The organism is Kordia sp. SMS9, from assembly GCF_003352465.1.
In the GTDB taxonomy this organism is placed as follows: Bacteria; Bacteroidota; Bacteroidia; order Flavobacteriales; family Flavobacteriaceae; genus Kordia.
The window spans coordinates 3,362,186-3,385,494 of record NZ_CP031153.1 but is presented as its reverse complement, the minus strand read 5'-3'; the positions used below and the strand labels follow the sequence as shown (position 1 = coordinate 3,385,494).

At 37.0% G+C, this 23,309-nt stretch carries 4 protein-coding genes; all 4 read right to left on the bottom strand.

Going from position 1 to position 23,309, the window contains the following annotated elements; genetic code table 11:
* Window positions 1-31 precede the first annotated feature (31 nt).
* Entirely contained in the window at window positions 32-6,328 is a 6,297-nt protein-coding gene (locus tag KORDIASMS9_RS14390) for a non-ribosomal peptide synthetase (RefSeq protein ID WP_114903510.1), read from the bottom strand.
* 21 nt (window positions 6,329-6,349) lie between these two features.
* The gene (locus tag KORDIASMS9_RS14385; RefSeq protein WP_114903509.1) at window positions 6,350-19,435 is read right to left on the bottom strand and encodes a non-ribosomal peptide synthetase; all 13,086 of its coding nucleotides are present in this window, start codon (window positions 19,433-19,435) and stop codon (window positions 6,350-6,352) included.
* Between the two features lie 40 nt (window positions 19,436-19,475).
* On the bottom strand, window positions 19,476-21,221 hold the full coding sequence (locus KORDIASMS9_RS14380) for a carbamoyltransferase N-terminal domain-containing protein (RefSeq protein ID WP_114903508.1): 1,746 nt from the start codon (window positions 21,219-21,221) through the stop codon (window positions 19,476-19,478).
* 450 nt (window positions 21,222-21,671) lie between these two features.
* A complete protein-coding gene (locus KORDIASMS9_RS14375; RefSeq protein ID WP_114903507.1) occupies window positions 21,672-23,297 on the bottom strand; it encodes a sodium:alanine symporter family protein in 1,626 nt (541 codons plus the stop codon).
* Window positions 23,298-23,309 lie beyond the last annotated feature (12 nt).

Genomic DNA, 23,309 nt, shown 5'->3' with positions numbered 1-23,309 from the left:
GCATAAATCGTTTTTCTATACTCTCCATTAATTATTCATCAAACATATCATATACTTCATCGTCTGCCACGTTTTCTTCTATGTCATTTAGGAGTTTTGAAGTTGTATCCTCATTCGAGGAATGTAGCACTTGTGCAAGTCTTTCCACCGTTGGATGTTGAAATATCGTCATTAACTTCACATCCGTTTTTAGCATTGCATTGATTTCGTATAATAGTTTGATAAGCATGATGGAATTGACTCCCAAATCAAAGAAATTGTCTTTGACCGATATTTTTTCTGTATCCAATGCTTTTTTAAGCAACGAAACCAATACTTCTTCGGTATGATTGCTTGCTTCCACAATGGTTTTCGAAACCGAATTGATCGTTACTCCTTTTAAAAGTAATTCTTTTTTGTCCACTTTGCCATTCGCGTTGAGCGGCATTTCTGTGATTTGAACAAAAGATGCGGGCAACATGTAGTTTGGCAATGAATTTTGTAATGCTACTCGTAATTCGATTTCATCAAAATTTTCTTGTTGTGCTACGATGAAAGCTACCAAACGTTGTTGACTGTTGTGTTCTTTGACCAATACCGCAGCTTTTTGAACCATGTGTGTTTGCGCTGCCAATACGTGTTCTACTTCTTCCAATTCTACTCTGTAGCCGCGTATTTTTAGCTGATTGTCTTTGCGTCCAAGACACAATATGGTGCCGTTTGGCAATCTTTTGGCGAGATCACCTGTTCTAAAAATTCGTTTGGATAGTGTTGGATGTTGAATGAATTTTTCTTCTGTCAAGGGTTGTAAATTCACATAGCCATCTGACAATTGTGCTCCCGAAATGCAGAGCTCGCCAACAATATTATCTGCACACAATTGTTGTTTTTCATCCAAAATGAACAGTTGTGTGTTGGTTACAGGTGTGCCTATGACTGTATTTTCTTCAAATTCCTTGAGATTGTCTCGCGTCACTTCATGTGCACAAACACCGATGGTAGTTTCGGTAGGTCCGTAATGATTTACAAATATTTTTCCAGCTTCCACTACACTTCGCACATCGTTGATTATTGGTTTTTCGCCACCGCAAACTATTAACTTTAAAGAAGACGACGTTAGGATGTTTTCTTTCACATTTAACAACGCATTCAAATACATTGGCGTAATTTTTAAGAAACTGATGTGGTGCTTTATGATATAGTTTGAAATTCCTTTTAAATCACTGATTAGATTTTCTGAAGGAACGTGTAAACTTGCGCCTGAAAGCAAACATCCAAAGACACTTGTATATATTAAATCGAATGTATGCAATGAAAGTACTACGGAACGATCGCCTGCCGAAATGTGATGCGTGTTTTTGAACCAATTGGCATAATTGACCAACGCTTTGTGCGGAATGGACACACCTTTTGGTTTTCCTGTAGTTCCTGAAGTATAGATAATATACGCTGTCATGCTGCTAGAAACTTCTGGAAATGTAATCACTTCATTGTTCGCTTCTTGCAATTCAAATTGTTGAATGACAGATTGATCAATGTTTAGTACACAAGCACTGTCTTTTAGCATAAACGCTGTACGATCGCTTGGCGCATCTATGGCAATGGGAACAAAAGCATTACCAAGTTTTAGTACACTTAACATCGCTACAAAAACCCACTCGCTGCGCTCTAATTGGATGGCAATTGTACTTTTTGGTTGTATCGCGTAGGTAGTTTTTAGATAGCTTGCCAATTGATCAGACAATACATCTAAGTCATTGTACGTTACCTGTTTTTCTTCTCCAACCAACGCAATTTCGCTTCCAAATTGTTGAACGGTATTTTTGAATGTACTTACAATGGTTTCCTTGGAAGTTTCCGTTTCTAGCAGTTGTCCAGAAGATTGCAAAATGGTTTCCTCTTCAGATGGCGATAGATAGTGCAATTCATTGATGGGAACTTTGGGTTGCTGTATCACGTGTTGCAATAAATTTTCTAGATGTGAAAGTGCTTTTTTGATTTGAGCTTTTGCATAAATATCCGCATTGAATTCTAGCAATACATGAATACCATGCGCGTATTCTTGAAACACAAATTTTAAGTCAAACATGCTCAGTTTGCGCGTGTTTCCTGAATACGTAGTCACAGAAAGGTTTGTAGGTTCCTGCGTTTCTTCTACAATTGTATTTTGGAAGTTTTGCAGCACGACTAAGATGTCAAATAATGGCGATCTGCTTAGATCTCTTTCCAATTGTAGTTGGTCTACAAGTTTGTCAAAAGGATATAATTGATTGGAATATGTTTGAGATAATTCTTCTTTTACCAAGCTTGTTAACTCAGCAAAGTTACTTTCTTTTTCAAAGTGCGTTCGTATTGCCAAGGTGTTTAAGTACAAGCCTAATTGGTCTTCCAATTGCTCGTGTATTCTTCCTGCGGTTGGTGTTCCAACAATGATGTCCGTTTCGTTTGTGTATCGGTACAACAGTGCGTTTACACCTGCTAAAAGCGTCATAAAAAGTGTTGATTCACTTGTCGTGTTGTATTTTTTAATGCTTTCTGAAAGTGTTTTGGAAAACGTCACTGAAACACTATCACCGTTGTAGGTTTTAAGTGCAGGACGTTTTTTGGAAGTTGGAAATTTGATTTGCGGAATTTCACCTTTAAATTTCTTCAACCAATACGCTTCTTCTTTTTGTATTTGCTGCTGCTGTTTTGGCATTTGTAACCAAGCCACATAATCTTTGTATTGTATGGAAAGTGCTGGAAGTGTTTTTTCTTGGTTTTTTTGTAAGTGATGATAGTGTGTAAGGACTTCTTTTGCCAATATTTTCATGGACCAACCATCACAAATAATGTGATGAATGGTGAGGATGAGAATGTGTTGTTCTTCGCCTGTTTTTACGATGGTGACATTCCATAAAGGCCCTTTTTCTAAATCGAAAACCGTTTTGTATTTCTTTTCAATGACTGCATCTACGTCCGAAAGTGTTGCTGGATGTATGTAAGTTAGATCGGTTTGAAATATGGCACTTGGCACAAAAAGTTGACGAATATTGTGTTGTGCATCGATGATGAAGTATGTACGCAAAATTTCATGTCGCATCACTACTTTCGAAATGGCTTCCACTAACTTTTCAGTCTCTAAATTTCCAGAAAATTCAAAGGCTTGTACAATATTGTGTGCTCTGTCAGCATTTTCAAATTGACTTAATGTCCACATTCGCATTTGCGCAGCACTTAACGGATAGTGTTCTTGAACTGCCGTTTTCGGAATTTTTGGTGGCAGATCGCCTTTTGATTTGGAAATGATCAAAGCTGCATGTGCTTTTACCGTTGCATTTAGGAATAATTCTCTAAAGGAAACGGTAACTTTGAAATGCTTGGAATAGCGTCCTGCAAGTTGAATGAACTGCAAACTATGTCCGCCAAGATTGAGAAAGTTATCATTTCTAGAAATCGCGTTTATGTTTAAAATCTCTTTCCAAATCGCAATGATTTTTTCTTCTTCTAGGGTAAGTGATTCAGTTCCTAACTCCACAACTGTGTTGGAAACGAAATCATTTTGAAGTTTTCGTTTGTCAACTTTCCCATTGTGTGTCATCGGAAATGCATCCATCCGTATAATGGACGTCGGAATCATGTAATGTGGCAAATGACCGTTTAAGTGTGTTTGCAATGTTGTGGTGTCAAACGTCGTTTCAGCAATGATAAACGCCACTAATTTTTGTACAGAAGGCGCTTCTTCATGCAAAATAACAACAGCTTCTTTTACAGCTTTGTTTTGCAATATGGTAGCGGCAATTTCGCTTAATTCAATACGATAACCTCTGTATTTTATTTGATCGTCTATTCTTCCTAAATAGTGAATGGTATTGTCGGAATGAATATAAGCTTTGTCGCCCGTTTTATAATAGTTTTTCCCAGCAATGGTGACGAACTTTTTTTGTGTGAGCGTTTCATTATGTACATAGCCTTTTCCAACAGGTTTCCCACTGACTAAGAGTTGTCCGACTCCACCTTTTGCTTGAATTTGATCCGTTTCAGACATGATGCAAATGGTCGTGTTTTGAATTGGCGTTCCAATGGAAGGAATTTTGTCAATTTCAGCATCCGTGTTTACCGTCATTGCTGTGATGACGTGTGTTTCCGAAGGTCCGTAATGGTTGTGCAAACGAACGTTTCTGTTCCATAGAAATTCTTTTAGATTGTTATTGATGATTAACCGTTCACCTGCTACAATGATGTCCTGTACACAGCTTGGAAATGCTTGCAATACTTCGTTGGTGTTGCTGATGTATTTTAAGTATGATGTTGGTAGAAATAAAGTTTCAATAGCATGTTTTTCAACAAATTGAAACAGTTTTTCTACATTATACCGTACACTTTCGTGAATTAAATATAGAGTTCCACCGTTGAGATGTGTGGCAAATATTTCTTGAAAAGAAACATCGAATACCAAGGGTGCAAATTGCAATACTTTGGAACGTTTAATGGTTGTTGCATCATGAAAATGAACCAAATTGATCATGTTTTCATGCGTCAACATCGTTCCGTTTGGTTTTCCCGTGGTTCCAGAAGTGTAAATGATGTAACAGATACTTTCGCGATTTGGTGACTGAAAAGTAACTTCATTTTCCGCAAACGTTTCATGTGAATTTTGCCATGCTTCCATCATAGATTCGTCAACAATACACGTTGCATTTGCGTCTTGCAGAATGTATTCTTTTCTGCGTTCTGGATAGTTTATATCTATCGGTACAATGCTTGCGCCAAGTTTTAAAATACTCCAAACCGCAATCAGCATTCGCTCCGATCTTTCCAATGCAACAACTACACGATCGCCATTGGTAACGGCATGGTTTTTTTGTAAAAATCCCGCGAAAGCGTTGGACAATTGATCAATTTCGTGATAGGTAAATTCCTGATTTTCATGCGTAACCGCGATACGACTTCCAAATGTTGACACACTTTGCTTCCAATAGCTCACCAAAGATTCGTGATGAATTTCGTGTGATGCGCCCGTAAGCATTGCCAAATGTTGTTTTGGAGCAAGCGAAATAGTGCTTAGCAAATCGGCTGGATTTTCAACTATTTGATTGGCTACATGTTGCAAATACTCGCCAATAATCTCAATATCGTTTGCCGAAATGAGCGAAGCATTGTATAAAAACTTGAATTCAATGTGTTCGTTTTTCTTTGCAATGATGTTGAAATGATAGTTTGTTTGATCGAAAACTTGGGTGTTTTCCAAGCGCAAGTCTAGTGTTTTAAGTTCGTCCGCATTGGAAAGATCTTCAATATTTTTTGGATAGTTTTCAAAGATGAAAATGTGATCAATTAGGTTTCGCGACTGTTCCGATTGTTGTTGAATGTCTGCCAATTGCAGGTAACTGTATTCTTGAACTGCATTTATTTTTTCGAACGATTGCTTCAATACTTCACGAATTGTTGTGCTTTTATCCCACGAAATTCGAATGGGAATGGTGTTGATGAATAGTCCTAAGATTTTATCCGAATCCGCTACTTCTGTAGGTCTTCCCGAAGAAACCACTCCAAATACAACATCCGAAACATCGTTGATTTTTGCCAACACAATTGCCCACAATAATTGACATACCGCATTGAGTGTGACATCATTTTCTTTGGCTAGGATTTCAATTTTTGTAGAAAGTTCCGCTTCAAAAGTGATTGTTTGATTTTCAAACAGATACAGAAGTTCATTTTGCGTTTTCAGAAATGGTATTTTGAGTTGATTTTGGTAATCGCTCAAGTAGTTTTTCCAAAAATTTGTGGCTTCCACAGCATTTTGTTTGTCCAACCATTGAATGTACGATTCATAGTTTGGCACAGGCGTTTTGGGCATTTCCAACTGAAGCGTTCGCGCTGCATAAAACGTCATGAAATCATTGATAATGATACTGTTACACCAACCATCCATAATGATGTGATGAAACGTAAAAATACACGCGTACGATCGGTCTGCTTGTTTGATGAGTTGCAAACGCACGCATGGCGTTTTGTCTATTTGAAATCCTTTTTCTAAATCGGCTTCTAAAAATTCTTGTTTGGTTTTGGTGTTCGTCGCCGTTGTGACATCAGTAAATGTAAAATCGAGTTCAATTTCTTTAAGTACGATTTGAATTGGATAATCGGTCGTTTTTTGCACAAAAATGGTTCGCAATACGTCGTATCTTTTGCATACATCGCGAAAAGCTTCTTTAAAGTTTGCAGGCTGTATTTCTCCTTTGAGATCAAAACAATATTGTACGATGTGTTGTTTTGAAGATGGATTCAACTTGTACAAAAAGAACATGCCTTTTTGCATCGGTGAACATTTAAAGATTCGTTTTATATTTTCCTTGTGTAACATTTTACTTTTTAACTTTTTATTTTAAAAGAGTGCTTCAAACTCATCTAAACTTAAATCATTTTCTCCCAAATCACTTGGCGTGATGACTACATTTTCCGTTTGTCCAACCAACTGTATTACTTCTTCTAAAAGGTCTGAAATACAGTTTTTTAACTTGTGAATGGTTGCTGAATGAAAACGTGTTGTATTGTAATTGATCGTCAATTGAATTTCGCCATTCACCATAATATTTCGCAGGTACAAATCGTAACTAATTGGACTGTCAGTTGCGATTCCTTCGCCTGTATATGCTTGTGAAACGGTGATTTGATTGTACGACATTTGCTCTGATTCGGTATCAAAACTCCCAAGATTGTTATACATGATAGCAACGGCTTCTCTTGCTGCGGCTTCCTGCATTAAATGATGATGAATTCCATAACCAATTCCTAGATTTGGTATTTTTCGCAAGGTTTCTTTGGTATGCATTAGCGTTTGTTCCAACTCGTATTGAGGCGCTAAAATCACAGGATATTTGCAGGTAAACCAACCAACCGTTTCATTGACATCAACCGCTTCATTTATTTCGGCTCTTCCGTGACTTTCCATGTGAATTTTTGTGCGTTCTGCATTGAAAACACGCTGCATGGCAATTCCCAAAACAGCCAACATGATGTCATCCATTCTGCACGCATACATTTTGTTTGCTTCCGTTAGTAAATGTTCGGTTTTTTCAGCAGAAACAGTCAATGCCACTGCTGTTTGCTGTACACTGGAACAATCGCCGTTTGGCATATCGGCAACTATTTGTGACGTTTCTTGCGTTGCGATTGCTTCCCAATATGCTTGCTCTTTTTGGAATGCGTGACTGTTTCCGTAGGATTTTAATTCTTGTATCCAATTGCCGTATGGAAATTTTTTATCTTCAAGTTTTAAAACTTTTTCTTCGAGTTGTAATGCTTTTAGTTTTAGGAAATCTTTGATGAGAATTCGCCAAGAAATGACATCCATTACAAAGTGATGAATGACGATGACCAAGCGACTTTCTTCGTCAAAATCGAAAATTGCTGTTTTTAGCAAAGGTCCATGTTGAATGCCTATACTTTTGTGCAATTTTTCTGTGGCTATTTCCTGCATGTCTTCCAAACTTCCTTTGCCATCTCGGTAATCGAAATACAATGGTTTTTCAGTTTCCATAGCAGCATTTCGATGCATAACCCATTGCGCGTCTTCTTGTGTAAAGAATCGTTGCAATGCATCATGTTGCTGTACTAAAACGTGTGTTATTTCTTGAACGGCATCGGGCAACCAACGATCTGTTGTGTCTTTATTGACCAAAGCTATTGCTAAATTGAATTGCGAAGGAATCGTTCCAAATTGCGCTACAAATTCCGACTGAATCGGCAGTAACGCTGATTTTTCAGCTATTTCGTATGCTATATTTGCATGATCTTTTAGCGTAAGTTTTGACGCTTGTTCTTTTAGTGTGGGAGCGTTTAACACATTGGTTACACTGACGTGATAGTTTCGTTTTTTCAGTTTGGAAACCACCAACATTGATTTTATAGAATCGCCGCCAAGTTCAAAGAAATTGTCTTCTGTTGAAATTTCATTTGTGGTTCGCAATACTTCTTTCCATACACTTGCCAAGGTTTTTTCTCGTTCCGTTTCTGGGAGTTGTATGCCTGTTTTTTGATGTGTTTTTAACGAGAACGTTTTTATTTTTTTACGATCAATTTTATTGTTTGGAGTCAACGGAATGGCGTCTATGACTTCAATTTTAGCCGGAATCATGTACGATGGCAAACGATTGACTGCATGATGTAATAGTATTTCGGTATCTACATCTTGTGCTTCAAGAAGTTCTACAAACGCCAACAAACGATCGTCTTGGTTGGACACCACTGCTCTTCTAATCAACGAATGTGTTTCTAAAACGGCTTCAATTTCGGTGAGTTCCACTCTAAAACCGCGAATTTTCACTTGATGATCGTTTCTCCCTAAAAATTCAAGTTCTCCGTTTGGCAACCATTTCCCCAAATCGCCCGTTTTGTATACTATTGCATCTTTTTTGTACGGATGCGGAATAAATTTTTGACGTGTGTTTTCTACATCATTATAATATCCTAGCGAAACTCCGATGCCACCAATGGTGATTTCTCCAGAAATTCCCAACGGAAGCAGCTTGTTGTCAGCATCTAGGATGAGAATTTCCATGTTATCAATTGGTTTTCCAATCGTTATTGAATCGGTAGGTTTCATTTCCTTAAAGGTGACACAAACAGCAGTTTCCGTAGGTCCGTATTCGTTGAACAGTTTTACGTAAGGCAACATTTTATAATGCTTTTCCAATACGGTTTGTGTCAGTGCTTCTCCTGCAACGGTGATGGTTTTTAGATGTAGATTTTTGCCTTGTAATTCATCTACCAATACTTCATAAAATGTTGGAACTGCAATGAAATTTGTGACTTTTTGATCTTGTATAAAATTGGATAGATACGTTGTATCTAGCGTTTTTTGTTGATCGGGAATGCACAACGTGGCACCTACGATTAATGCTCCAAAAATATCTTCTACCGAAGCATCAAAGTGAAAAGCAGGAATGCTTAGAATGTTATCTTCTTTTGAGAATTCGTAAACACGTTCGCGCCATTTTAACGTGTTGATAATGTTTTGATGCGTAACACGTACACCTTTTGATTTTCCTGTTGTTCCAGAGGTAAAAATCATATAGGCTGCTGCTTCCGCAAGAATTTCGCTATTGAAATTTTCTGATGATTGGCACTCTATTTCTCCTTTTCCATGCTGCTGTTTGATTGCTTCAGCATCTTGATTTGGTGCTTCAACCATTTCAAAAATAACATCGTAACGATAGGTTGTCAATTCATTCGAAATGGTATATTTTTTACCACAAACAATGGGTTTTATCGGCAATTGATGCTGCGCTACATAATCCAAGAAAAAAATTGGAGATACAAAGAGTTCGGTGTCAAATACGAGTTTCGTTTTGGAGTTTTGATGTGTTTGTTGATATTCCAAAAGATCATCAAGCATTGTTTGTTTGGTGTCTTGATTCATGATGTCTCCTAAGAACAACATTCCGTCTTTGGCAACGACAGAACAGGCTTTTGAAAGAATTTCACGCAAGTAATTTAATCCTGGAAAACATTGTATGACACTGTTGATGATGACAATATCAAACGCACCTAAATCCAAGGTGTCAATTTCTGCAGCACCTTTTACATAGCAGGAAATGTTTTGAATGCCTTCACGCTGTATTTTTTCTCGATTTGTTTGAATGACTTCCGAAGAAATATCCAAACCGATGTATTCTTTTACATGCGGCGCCACGGCAAACATGGTAATTCCCGACGCGCAACCGATTTCTAGCACACGCTTGGTTTTGTTGAGATAAGGACGCACACGGTACAATACATTTTCTGAATATTCTTGCATTTCCAATTCAGAGAAAGGCAATCCTGTAAAGCTACTTACCCAACCGCCTGCTTCAATGGCATCTGTAGCTGTGCTGGCAATGTGATTCCATAGTTCTTGCGACATTAATGGACTTTCATTTTCCAAAATTGTGTACGGATCGTCAGCATCAACACATACATAGGTTTGTAATGCATTGCATTCCCATTGTAAGATGTTTGCTGTGGGTATTTCGGAAGTTCCGATGAATATGAGCGGAATTTCTGCCTGATTGAGCACTTCCTTTTTTCGTTTTTGCGGCCAATTGCTGTCTAAAGGCACATACGAACAGCCTGCTTTTAGGATTCCCAGAATTAGGCCAATGTACGTTGTGGATTTGTGATAGAGTATTCCAATGTTTTTCCCTTTCGGGATGTTATTTTCAACCAAGTAATTGGCGATTTTAGCAGAAAACTGATCTAATTCTGCATAGCTAACTGCGTTTTCAGCATCTAAAACGGCGACTTGATTTGGCAAGTGTATCGCTTGGTTTTGGATGAGTGACACCAAGGTATCTTCTGCATTTCGTTCTTCTTCAAAACCTTTAAAATCAGTGAGTAATATCTGTTTTTCTGTGGGCGTTACCATGTCAATTTCTGCAATGGAACGTGTTGGATTTTTGATGATTTGCTGAATGCAATTTTTGAGATGACGTTCAATTTTTTGCAAATCAGCGGTTTCAAACAGATTGGCATCGTACGAAAATCCGAAATGCAATTCCGTTCCCGGCATGACAATCATTGCAAAATTGTAATTGGATTGCTCGTATACTTCAAAATCTATAAATTCGAAGTCTAAATTCTTTTTGTTTTCGTTTAACGAACTAAGACTCGGATAGTTTTCAAATACGTATAAATGATTGATTAACTGATCTTTCAGTTGAGAATTCGCTTGAATTTCAGATAGTTGCAAGTATTGATGTGCTTGCGAATCTATCCAAAATTGTTGATGATTTTTCACAACATTTTCAAAAGAATCTTCTCCAAAACGGACACGTACAGGAATCGTATTGATAAACAAACCAACCATGCGTTCTACATGTTGCAAATCGCCCGGTCTTCCTGATACTACCGCTCCAAAAACAACATCTTTGGTATTGTTGTATTTTGCCAAAAGCATACCCCAAATTCCAGAAATTAAGGTGTTTAACGTTACGCGACTGGAGTTTGCCAAACGTTGCAATGCCGTTGTTTCTTCTTCTGTGATGTGAAATGTGTAACGATCGTGGAGTTTGCTCGCATCTTCCACAACTATATTTTTTTCATACGGAACTTTTACACCTTGATCGTAGTCAAATAACAATTCTTTCCAATAGCGCACAGCTTCTGAATTGTCGCGCTTTGTCAACCAATTGATGTAGTTAGAAAACGGAATTTCGCTTCCAATATCTATGGGAACTTTTTGTTGAAGTTGAATGTATGCTTTGAAGAAGTCGTTAAATATGAGACTGTTACACCAACCGTCAAAGAGAATGTGATGGTGACTTAAACAAAATTCAAATACAGAAGGTGCTAGTTTGAAGACATTCAGGCGAATTAGCGTATCTTTTTCTACATCAAAACCATCTTGAATGTCTTTGTCTTTGATGGTTTTTAGGGTTTCGTTTCTGATTTCTTCTGAAACCTCCGACACATCGTGATAGTTGAAGTTTAATTGTTGATTGCCTTTGACAACTTGCAGTAAATCGCCCCCAATATCATCGGTAAATGAAGTTCTTAGAATGGAATATTTGTCAAGTACTTTTTGAAATGCTGCTGCAACTTGTGAAGCTATAAAGTTTCCGCTGAGTTTGAAATTTTTCTGTTCAAAGTACGCTTTGCTATTTGTGTTTTTTCGGTAATGATAGAAGATTCCTTTTTGCAGCAAACTCATCGGTAAAATATCAACCACATTGTCAGCTTCAAAGAGTTTTGACGCTTCCATTTCTGCAATACTGAAGTCTGAAAACGTAAAATCAGATGGTGTGTATTTTTGTGTTTGCAAGCTTTGACAATGTGTGATAATTTCGTGACATTCTTGCTTATACGCTGCTAACAACGCTTCTATTTTCGACGCAGATAGAAAGTCTTTTGGATAGTTGCATTGTACGTGCAATTTTCCATGTTGAATTCTGGCTTGAATGTCAATAATATAATCGCGCGTTCGTTTTTTAGAGATCGGATATACGCCAGGTTGTAAGCTTAGAAAACCATCTTCCACTGTAGTGGAATCAACAGTTCCGATATAGTTGATGCGGAGCTGCGGTTGTATGAATTTTTGCGTTGTGTCTGACAAGTATTTGTAAATTCCGAAACTGATGCCTTTGTTGGGTACGTTTCGCAGTGTTTCTTTGGTATGTACAATTCGCTCTCGAAGCGTTGCATAGTTGCGTAATTGCATTGGATAGATGGACGTAAACCAGCCTACAGTTCTACTTATATCCGTAGCTTCTAAGGTTTCGTGTCGTCCGTGACTTTCCACATCAATTAATACATTTTTGGTGTGAAATGTGTTGGAAAAAGCCGCTACTAATCCTGTGATTAGTACTTCTTCAATGTTGATGTTGTATTTTTTTTGTGGTATTTCTTGAAATAGCAAGGTTTCTTCTTCTGAAAATTGAAAAGAAGCCACTTGTTGCTGTTCAAATGTATTGTTGAGTTGTGCTGTATTTTTGAATGTTGGCGTATGCAATTCTTCTTGAAATTGTTGCCAATACGCAATGTCTGTTTGAAAGGCTTCCGTTTGTGTTTTTGCTACTTGTTGTTGCACCCAATATTTGTATGAATCTGTTTTTTCTGGTAATGCAATTGTTTGTTTGTGGAGTAGACTTTGGTATATATTTTCAAAATCTTCTTTGAGCGTATACCACGAAATGATGTCGATTATAAGATGATGAAAGGTGAAAAATAGCAATGATTTTTCTTCATCTTTAAATACTGCCAATCCGATCAATGCATCTGTAACGTTGATTTGTTCTTGAATTTCTTGTGATTTTTCTAATACAAATTCATCCGCAGTAGTTTCAAACGTATAAAAATTATATGTAGTTTCTTTTTGGATAGTTTGTGTCCAATCTGAAGCTTTCTTGGAAAATGAAGCTCTTAAAATATCGTGATGATTCGAAAGGATTTCAAACGTTTTTTTGATTTTTTCCACTGCTAACGGCAGTGAACTTTTGTATAGAAAGGAATAGTTAAAAAAGTGATGAATATTTTCTTTATTGTTCAAAAAACGAAGTTGTATTGGACTTAGCGAAACGTCTCCAACAACTGGTGCTTGCGGTATTTTTCTTTTTTTAATTTTTACAAACGAGCTTAGTTGTTCAATGGTTGGATATTTTAAAATATCTGTCAAATCGAACGTAAATCCGTGTGCACCAACTCTTGATAGTATTTGAATGGCTTTGATGGAATCGCCACCCAATTCGAAGAATACATCTTTGATTCCTATCGGTTTGGCACCTAATACTTCTTGCCAAGTAGCTGCTAATATTTTTTCTATTTCAGAGCTTGGCGGTACGTAATTACTTGTGGTTTCGTGTGTAATATCTACACTTTTTAACAGTGCTTCTTCAATGATTTTCCCGTTTTTGTTCATCGGAAATTCAGCCAATATGTATATGTGTCTTGGCAACATATATGCAGGAAGAAATTGACCTAGATATTCTTTGATGTCAGCCGAATCTTCAATCGTTCCTACAACAAATGCAAGTATTAATTGCTGTCCGTCGTTTGCTACAACCGTAATATGCGCATTGGTAATGGCTTTATGCGCTAATAATACATTTTTGATTTCTTGCGTTTCAATTCGGTAGCCATTGATTTTGAATTGCTTGTCTTTTCTCCCTAAAAATTGAATCGTTCCATTGGGAAGCATTTTTCCATAATCGCCTGTTTTATAGATTTTTTTCCCTGTTCGATATGGATCTGCGATAAATTTTAGCGCAGTTTCTTCGGCATTCACATAGCCTTTGGCGAGTCCATTTCCGCCAATATACAATTCGCCAATAACACCTTTTGGCACCAATTGTAATGAAGCATCTAATACGTATATGTAATTTCCAAAAACGGGTGTTCCGATGACTGGATTTTCGGTAAATGCTTTTAAATTTTCTCGTGTGATTAAGTGTGTACACGTTCCAATAGTCGCTTCTGTAGGACCGTAATGATTTAATACGTGAATTCCCGAATTGACAATTTTTTCAACATCTTTTTGTATGGGCGATTCTCCGCCACTGACCATCAATCGCAATGCAGTGTCTCTCACCAAAATGTTTTCAGAAACATCAAGTAAAACGTTCAAATACGAAGGTGTTACTTTGAGAAACGTGATTGTGTGCGCTGCAATGACGTCTGTAATTTCTAGCACGTTTTTTGTTTGCGAAGTTGTTGGCACAAAGAGAGTTGCACCCGAAAGCAAGCATGGAAATACACTTGTGTAGATCAAATCGAAAGCCAAACTCGACAAGACAACGGAACTGTCTTTTTCCGTAATATTGTTGGTGGCAATAAATCCGTCTACATAGTTGACAACCGCTTTGTGCGGAATGAGCACACCTTTTGGTTTTCCTGTCGTTCCTGATGTGTAAATACTGTAACAGGTTGTGTCAGAATGTATTGGAGTTGTTTTATAATCTTTTGTATGGTTGTTTTTTTGACTTGTGAATTCTTTTATAAAAGCAGCATCAATACAGAGTGAACTTTGACTATTTTTGGAGATATATTCAATTCGTTTTTCAGGAAAATCTACCGCGACAGGAATGAAAAAGCAACCCATTTTTAGCACGCTCATGATGGCTATAAAAAACCATTCGTCGTGCGCTAATTTGACAACAATTCCATCGCCAATCGTACTGTTATAGTGTTGTTGTAGATAGTGTGCAAATTGACTGCTCAAAGTATCTAATTCTTGATAGCTATATTTGGAATTGGGTGTTTGTACAGCAGTATTTTCAGGATATTGACGGACAATGTTTTGAAATCTTGAAATAATGGTTTCTTTCGAATCTATCGTAACTTCTTTGCTTTGAGAAGCTTGCAGACTGAATTGTTGCTCCAACTCAGACAGTACCGATATTTTTGCGATTGGTGTTTGTGTGTGGCGAAGTAATTTTGAAATGAACGCTTTGTAATGACCTAATAGTTGCTGAATTGTGTGTGCTTCGTAGACATCCGGATTGAAATTTAATCCTAAAATAATGGTTCCGTCATGTTCGTAAAAACTTAGATTTAGGTCAAATTTAGAAGATACATTTTCTCTGAATAGAAATTCATCTTCCGAAGGAATCACCTTGTCTACAATGGAAGATTGCATATTTTGTGACGTGAATAGGACGTCAAAAATTGGACTTCGACTGCGATCTCTTTGCAGGTTCATTTTCGTACCCAATTCTGCTAAAGGATACATTTCATGGCTAAATGCTGCTAAGGTATTTTCTTTTACCGTTGCGAAGAATTCTTCAAAATTTTGCGTTGTTGCAATCGTGTTTCGTAACCCAATGGTATTGATATACGGTCCTATTTGTGGTTCTAAAACTTCTGATTTTCTGGTAGCAATAGGACTTCCGACGAGGATATCTTCCAAGCCTGTGTATTTGTGAAGCACTACATTCCAAATTGCCAATAAGGTCATGAAAGTACTGCCTTCATGCGCTATTGAAAAGTCGTGCAACTGTTTTGAAGTTTCTGCTGATAGTGAAGTTTCAAAAATAGCGCCGCTGTACGTTTTTAACTTGGGACGCACTTTTGTCGTTGGCAAATCAATGATTGGCAATGTTCCTGAGAGTGTTTTTTTCCAGAATGCTTCGTGTGCGTGTACTGAAGCTTCAGAAGTTATTTGTTGTTCCCATGCAGCATAGTCTTTGTAATGAATTGCTAACGAAGAAAGTGTCTGTTCAGTGTTGTTTTGTAGGGTTTCGTATTGAGTAAATAGTTCTTTTAGTAGGATTTGAATTGACCAACCATCTGCAATGATATGATGTAGTTTGAGATAGAAAACACTTTTATTGTCGGGAATATGAAAAAGTGCATAGTGTAGCAGTGGTCCATTTTCCAAATCGAATAGTTTTTCGTGTTGCGCTTCCACATAATTGTCTATCAATCCTTTACAATCTTCCTGATTTGTAAAATCGTGATAGTCATAACTATGCGTAATTTCTTTGGCATCTAAAATCCATTGCTTGACCGTTTCTTCATCATCTTTTCTAAAAACCGTTCTTAGAATTTCATGGCGCGCTATCAAACAATTCATTGCTTCTTGTACAATATCCAATTGCTTTTTTCCTGAAATTTCTATGACAAACGGCATGTGATAGGCTTTGGAGCCTTCTGCAATTTGACTTTCTACCCAAATTTGCTGCTGAATATTCGATAATGCATAGCTTTCTTTGACTTCCGCAGGTTGTATTTGAATCTCGTTTTCTTGAAACAACTGCTTCGAAATCGTTGTAATTGTAGGATATAGAAAAACATCGCGCATTTGTAAATTACTCCCAAATACCGCATTGATTTGATTTACCAATTGCATGGCTTTCATGCTGTGTCCGCCCAACTCAAAGAAGCTGTTTGTAATGCCGATTTGTGGCACTTCCAGTACGTGCTTCCAAATGGTAACAAGTTGTTGTTGTGTGGTGGTTTTGGCTGCTACATATTCCGTTTGCACCTTGGTTTCCAAATCAACTTCTGGCAATTTTTTACGGTCAATTTTCCCGTTGACTGTTAATGGCAACTTCGGAATTTCTATATAGAAACTTGGAAGCATGTATGCTGGAAGTTGTGTTTGCAACTGTTTCCGTAGTGTTGTTGCTTGCAGTTTTTTACTACTTGTGTAATACGCTACAAGGTATTTTTCTTTTTTGAGTACTTGTACTTCAACATACGCTACTTTTAGTTCAGAAATTTTCGTCAGTGCTGCTTCTATTTCGCCCAATTCAATACGATGCCCGCGGATTTTGATTTGTCGATCGCTTCTGCCTATAAATTCAAGATTGCCATCGGGAAGTTTTCTGCCTAAATCGCCTGTTTTGTATAAAATTTCACCTTTTATGAAAGGATGCGGAATGAATTTTTGTGCCGTTAATTCTGGTTGATTTATGTATCCTTTTCCAACTCCATCGCCAGAAATACAGATTTCTCCCAATATTCCAGTTGGCTGTAAGGTATTGTATGTGCTGTCTAAAATATATACTTGATAGTTGTCTATTGGTTTTCCAATAGGAATGTTTGCCGTGGTAATTGCGTCTAAACTTTTTACTTCGTATGCGGTGGCACATATCGTGGTTTCAGAAGGTCCGTACGCATTGATGACTTTTATGTTTTTGGACAGATACCAAGACACCATTTCTGGTTTGATGGCTTCTACACCAAGGATGATTTTTTTTAGGAATATTTCTTCATACACATCTAAGGCATTGGCAATTAAATGTACATGCATTGGATGCAAATAACAGTACGAAATTTTATTTTCATATAGATAGTTGGCATACGCTTCTGGCTGGAATGTCGTTTCTTCTTTTGCAATGTATAGCGTGCTTCCAGAAGTTAATGCCGTAAATAGTTCTTTTACAGAAACATCAAATATTATTTTACAGGTAAGCGAAATGTTGTGTACTTCTTTGTTGAAGTAGGACATGTAATTTACACAATTTTTATGCGTAATCATGACACCTTTCGGATTTCCTGTAGTTCCTGATGTATAAATGATATACGCAATATTTTCTGGACGAATTTCTTGCGTTGGAAGTGTGTTTTTGAAAGTAGCCGCTTGTTGTTTAAATACTGCCAATTCCGCTTCGTTAATGATCGTTTTACAACTTGCATCTGCGCAGATATACGCTGCTCTACTTTCAGGATAAGCTGTTGCCATTGGCACATACGCCGCTCCAGATTTTAGAATTCCTAGTATGGAAATGATCAACCATTCGCTGCGTTCTAATTGTATGGCAATGGTATCGTTTGGTTGTGGATTGTATTTTTCTTTGAGATACTGCGCAAATTGATTCGATTTTTCCTCTATTTCTTTGTAGGTCAACGAAGTTTCTTCAAAAACAACTGCTACCGAATCTGGTGTTTTGTGTACTTGATCTTGAAGAATGTCTACAAGTGTTTTGTGCTTTGGATAGGAAACACTGGTTTGATTGTACGTGGTGACTTGCGCTTTTATTTCCGCTTTTGAAAGGTAATTTACTTGACGAATTGGAGTCGTTCTTTCAGTCGAAATGATTTTATAGAAGAAGCGTTCAAAATGTACCAAAAATCGATTGATGAAGGCAGACGAATAGCAATCTGTGTTGTAATTCAGTGCCAATTTTAGGGTTTCCGTTTCTGCAAAAGCAAAACTAAGATCGAACATTGCCACAGAAGCAGCTACTTGATATGGTTTTGTTGTTAAACCTGTAAAAAAGTTGTCCGTAGCTACTGATTGTAATTGCGATTGACTTTGCAATACGACCATTATATCAAATAAAGCGGAGCGAGACATGTCTCTTTGTAGCTGTAATGCAGCTACGAATTCATCAAATGGATAGGATTGATGTTGATAGGCTTCAAAAAAGTTTTCTTTTTCTTTTTGTACGATGGTTGCAAACGTATCATCTGAAGCAATTTGTGTACGAATTGCCATCGTGTTGATGAAAAGACCAATTTGATGTTGCAAATCGGGATGTTCTCTTCCTGCTACGGGCGTTCCTATAATGATGTCGTCTTGATCTGTATACCGATGTAAAAACGCATTGATTCCCGCTAAAAGCGTTACAAATAAGGTAACCTCATGATCTTTTGAAAATTGAGTGATTTGCTGATGAAATTCACTTGAAAATTTAAAATGTGTTGTGTTTCCGTTGTATGTTTTTACGGCTGGACGTTTTTTGAAACTTGGCAATTGCAGCGATGGCAATTCTCCTTGAAATTTTTCCAACCAATAGCTTGCTGCTTTTGTGTGATTTGCCGTTTGTATATGTTGATTTTTCCACACTGCATAATCTGGATATTGAATTGCCAATGCTGGAAGTTCTATCGCTTTTGATGTACAGTACGCATTGTACGCAATGACCAATTCTCTTGAAAAAACTTCCATCGACCAACCGTCTCCAATACTGTGGTGTAATACCGCGATGAGGATGTGTTTTGTTTCGGAAGTTTTAAGAAGTCGCGCACCCAATAGCGGCGCTTTTGTAAGCTCTATATCAAATTCAAAGAACTGGTTTATATCGTTGGTGTTGCTTTCTGTTTGATCGCTATATTGTATCGAAAAAGCACATTCAACTGCTGGCGTAATTTGCTGAAATACTTCGCCTTCTTTTTCTATAAAAGAGGTGCGCAAGCTGTCGTGTCTTTCTAGTACATATTCGAATGCTTTTTGCAAGGCTTTTTTGTTGAGTATTCCTTCCATTTCGAAGGCAACAACAATGTTATAAGCTTTGTTGGCATTGCCAAATTGACTAAGCATCCAAATGCGTTTTTGTGCTGAAGTCAATGGATACCATGATTGTATTGGTGCTTTGGGAATGTTTGAAGTAGTGTCAACACTCAGTAAGGTAACTAAATCCTCTTTATATTTTTTTATTTCTTGTATATGAAACGATGTCAAAACACCTTGTGGCGCTTTAATTTTTAGATCGTTATTTTGTACTTCTAAACGAACTCCTAATTTGTATAATATATCTAATAGAGACTTCATATTCACACAACTACTATTGACATTTTAAACTACTATTTTTTTAAGAATTGCTATTCTCCAATACTTGTCCAACATTGAAAATTGTAGGGTTTGTTACTTTTGTGTATAAGGTATTGTTATTCCACACATAGTTTAGTTTTCCCCATTCACAAGCTGTTTTTACGTCTGCAAAAAAGCCTTTTCCGTTATAATTGGCACTTGTATTACACAACAACGGAATGCCGCTTATTTTTTTATACGCTTCCAGCAAGATTCTAATTTCTTTCGCTGCGCAATCTGGCGCTACCGTTTGCAATCTGGCAGAACCATCTACGTGACAGATGGTAGGCACTTTGTCTTTCCAATCTTCCCGTACATCGTGATTGAATAACATGTACGGATCTTCGCAACCTGGATCAAATATAGTTGCAGCATCTTCTAAGAGACAGATGGGTGCAACAGGTCGGAAAGGTTCTCGTTTTTTTACCCTATTGAGACAGGCTTTCATATCGGGAGAACTTGCCGCAGCTATTAAACTTCGGTTTCCTAGTGCTCTTGGTCCTATTTCTGCACAGCCGCTTAAAAATACAACCGGTTCATTTTTATGATGCAATAGCAATGCTAAATCTTCTAAACTGCAAGCTGTTTCTGCCCAACCAGCAGGAACTTCACTTTTTTTGATGTCTGGTCCTACATACGGATTCCAAGTGATGTGTGAATGATTTGTATGTTCCCACATTCCTGCGCAAGCCATTCCGATAGCACTTCCGGAGTCATTTGGAAATGGTGGTACAAATACTTCTTTGAATAGATTGGTAGCTCTTATAGAACTGTTCCATTTTATGTTTAATGCCGAACCTCCTGCGAAACAAAAATTTGCTTTGGCATACGCATCTTTTTTGAGCTTTTTTTGCAGTTTTTCAATAATCATCTGCTCTAAATACGTGTGTATTGTCAGCAATACGTCCGCATCAGTGCAAGAAATATTTTTTGTATATGCTTCAACAGCTTTGCAAAATTTATGTTCAAAGAATACCGATATTTCCATATTGGATTTATAGAGTTGCGGCAAGGCATTTAATAAGTCATGATTGATGTGCCCTTCACCCATATACGACATAATTTTCCCTGCAATGGACAATCCTCCAAAGAAGCCATTTAGCGTCATTTGTCGTTGATCTTCTATACGTTCCGTTTCAGTTTTTTTGTAAGGTCCAAAATAGTGTCCCATGATGCCATAGATGGTTCCTGTGAGAAAGAATAGAGTTCCTTTGTTTTCTATTTTTTTGGAGTTGGGATTTACATAATACAATCGTGGGTATTGTCCGCCATCCCAAACTAATACATAGCTGTCTTCTTTTTTAGCGGCAAAAGGACTTGCACAATATGCACTTAATACATGACCTGTAACATGTTTGTAACTACTGTAGGTGAAATTTTTACCATTTATAGGTAAAGCATCCTTGAAGAAGTTAGCGTTTAGATTGTTTTCTTTGAGACTTTCTTCATTGTAGGTTGATACTTGTAAAGCAATAGGTTTTCCGGACGATTTCGTTTCAATTATGGAATGTATTGGTGTTGTAGTTTTTGAACGATCAATATGCCAACCATCCACAATAAAATGATCAATTTCATTGATGTCATATCCTTTAGAATTCAGTAATTCTTCAATCTCAGATAGGTCTGAAATTCCTGCATAACGATTATTGTTATTTACTTTTTCAAGTTCTATACTGAAAATAAGTTCATTATTTTCTATGAGTGCGATACCGCCATCATGAGTTATTTTTATACCACAAAAAGTCATATTTCTCTTTTACTATACTGTTACCAAGCATAATTTTATATTATACTTTACTATTTTTCGTCATGTAAGAAGCAGCACACGTTTGTTAAAAAAACAGATGTGTTATGTGTTCTTACAGATTTGAATGCAATATTGTTTTCATCACATTTTGCACACGTTTTATCTTATAATTATAAGACAAGACTGTATGCTATCAACCGTTTTATGAGTTGATATTATATGTATGTAATAGGGGAAATTTTAAAAACACGTATGGTGTTTTTATACCTGAATTAGGTCTTTAGGGTATTTTATTATTTAGGTTTTTATGTGTTTACTAACACAATCGCTCTGTTAGCGTTTATTTTCTATTAGATATAACGTGTTACATGAACTCTTAGTATATATAGCAAATACCTAATTGAATTAGGTATTTGCTATTATTCTTTATTTTTTATTTTGACATTAAATTTATTCTTTTGATTTTTTGACCGCTGCCAAATAGCGTGTTAATTCTTCTCTTACTTTCGGGAATAGTAGTAGTAATCCTATCATATTAGGGAATACTAAGGCAAGGATCATCGCATCAGAGAATGCAAATACTGCACCCATAGACATTGAAGCTCCAATAACTGTTGATAGTAAGAATAATATTTTATATACCATCTCGGTTTTCTTACCTCTTCCAAAAACATATTTCCAGGCTTGCAAACCATAGTACGACCAAGATATCATGGTAGATATTGCAAATAATACAACTGCAACTGCAAGTACATACGGGAACCAAGGAATTACAGATTCGAATGCCAAAGACGTTAGATTAACACCTCCTAATTCTTGACCATTCACGATTACGTTTCCGAGTCCATCACCTCCATACGCAAACACATCACTACTGTTGTAGAATATGATTACTAATGCGGTCATTGTACAAATAAGTACTGTATCAATAAATGGTTCTAATAAGGCAACAATACCTTCACTCGCTGGATATTTTGTTTTTACTGCAGAGTGCGCAATAGCCGCAGAACCAGCTCCCGCTTCATTGGAAAATACTGCTCTTCTGAATCCGATAATTAACACTCCAAATAAACCTCCAAGTCCAGCTTCTGGCGTAAATGCTCCTTTAAAGATTAATGCAAACGCATCATCAATGTATGAGAAGTTTGCAAAGATTACGATCAAACAAGCTAAGGCATAAATTCCTGCCATAAATGGTACTATTTTTTCGGTAACAGAAGCAATTCTTTTGATTCCTCCAATAATTACAATACCCACAACAAAAGCAAATACGATTCCGATGATAAATCCTGTAGAACCACCTTGAATTCCTAAGACATTTGCTAATTGTTCTGCTGCTTGATTGGACTGTAAAGCATTTCCGCCACCGAAAGATGCTCCTACACATAGTATCGCAAAAATGATTGCTAATGTTTTTCCTAAACTTTTCAAGTTTCGCTCCGCAAGACCTTTGGATAAGTAGTACATGGGTCCACCAAATACAGCACCTGTTTCATCTACATCACGGTATTTTACACCAAGTGTACATTCCACAAATTTCGTTGCCATACTAAAGAGTCCACAAATAATCATCCAAAATGTTGCGCCTGGTCCTCCAATAGCAATTGCTAAGGCAACACCTGCAATATTTCCTAAACCAACAGTTCCTGAAACTGCTGTGGTGAGTGCTTGAAAGTGAGAAACCTCACCATCTTTACTTTCATCTTTGATAGTATCAGGAATATCTCCATCAACTACATGCACTTGTGCATTTTCTTCATCAACCGAACCATGATCTAGTTCGTCATATTTCCCTCTAACTACATTGATAGCTAAGGGAAATTTTCTAAAGTTTATAAATCCAAAGTATACGGTGAAAAAGATTGCACTTAAAACTAATAACACTACTACTAATGGGATTTCTATCCCTGGAATTTTCCAGAGCACAATACCTTCCCATACTTCGGTAATTGGAACAAAGAAGTCATTAATTTTTTCATCAATTCCTTTTTCCTCAACATTAGTTTCTTGAGCGAAAGCATTTATCGAATAGCATAAACCGAATAATAGCGATAAAATAGTCTTACTTTTTTTCATGTATAAAGTTTA

Excerpts from the sequence above, each read along its gene's own strand:
- KORDIASMS9_RS14390 (WP_114903510.1), bottom strand. The coding sequence starts at position 6,328 with ATGTTACACAAGGAAAATATAAAACGAATCTTTAAATGTTCACCGATG.
- KORDIASMS9_RS14385 (WP_114903509.1), bottom strand. The coding sequence starts at position 19,435 with ATGAAGTCTCTATTAGATATATTATACAAATTAGGAGTTCGTTTAGAA.
- KORDIASMS9_RS14380 (WP_114903508.1), bottom strand. The coding sequence starts at position 21,221 with ATGACTTTTTGTGGTATAAAAATAACTCATGATGGCGGTATCGCACTC.
- KORDIASMS9_RS14375 (WP_114903507.1), bottom strand. The coding sequence starts at position 23,297 with ATGAAAAAAAGTAAGACTATTTTATCGCTATTATTCGGTTTATGCTAT.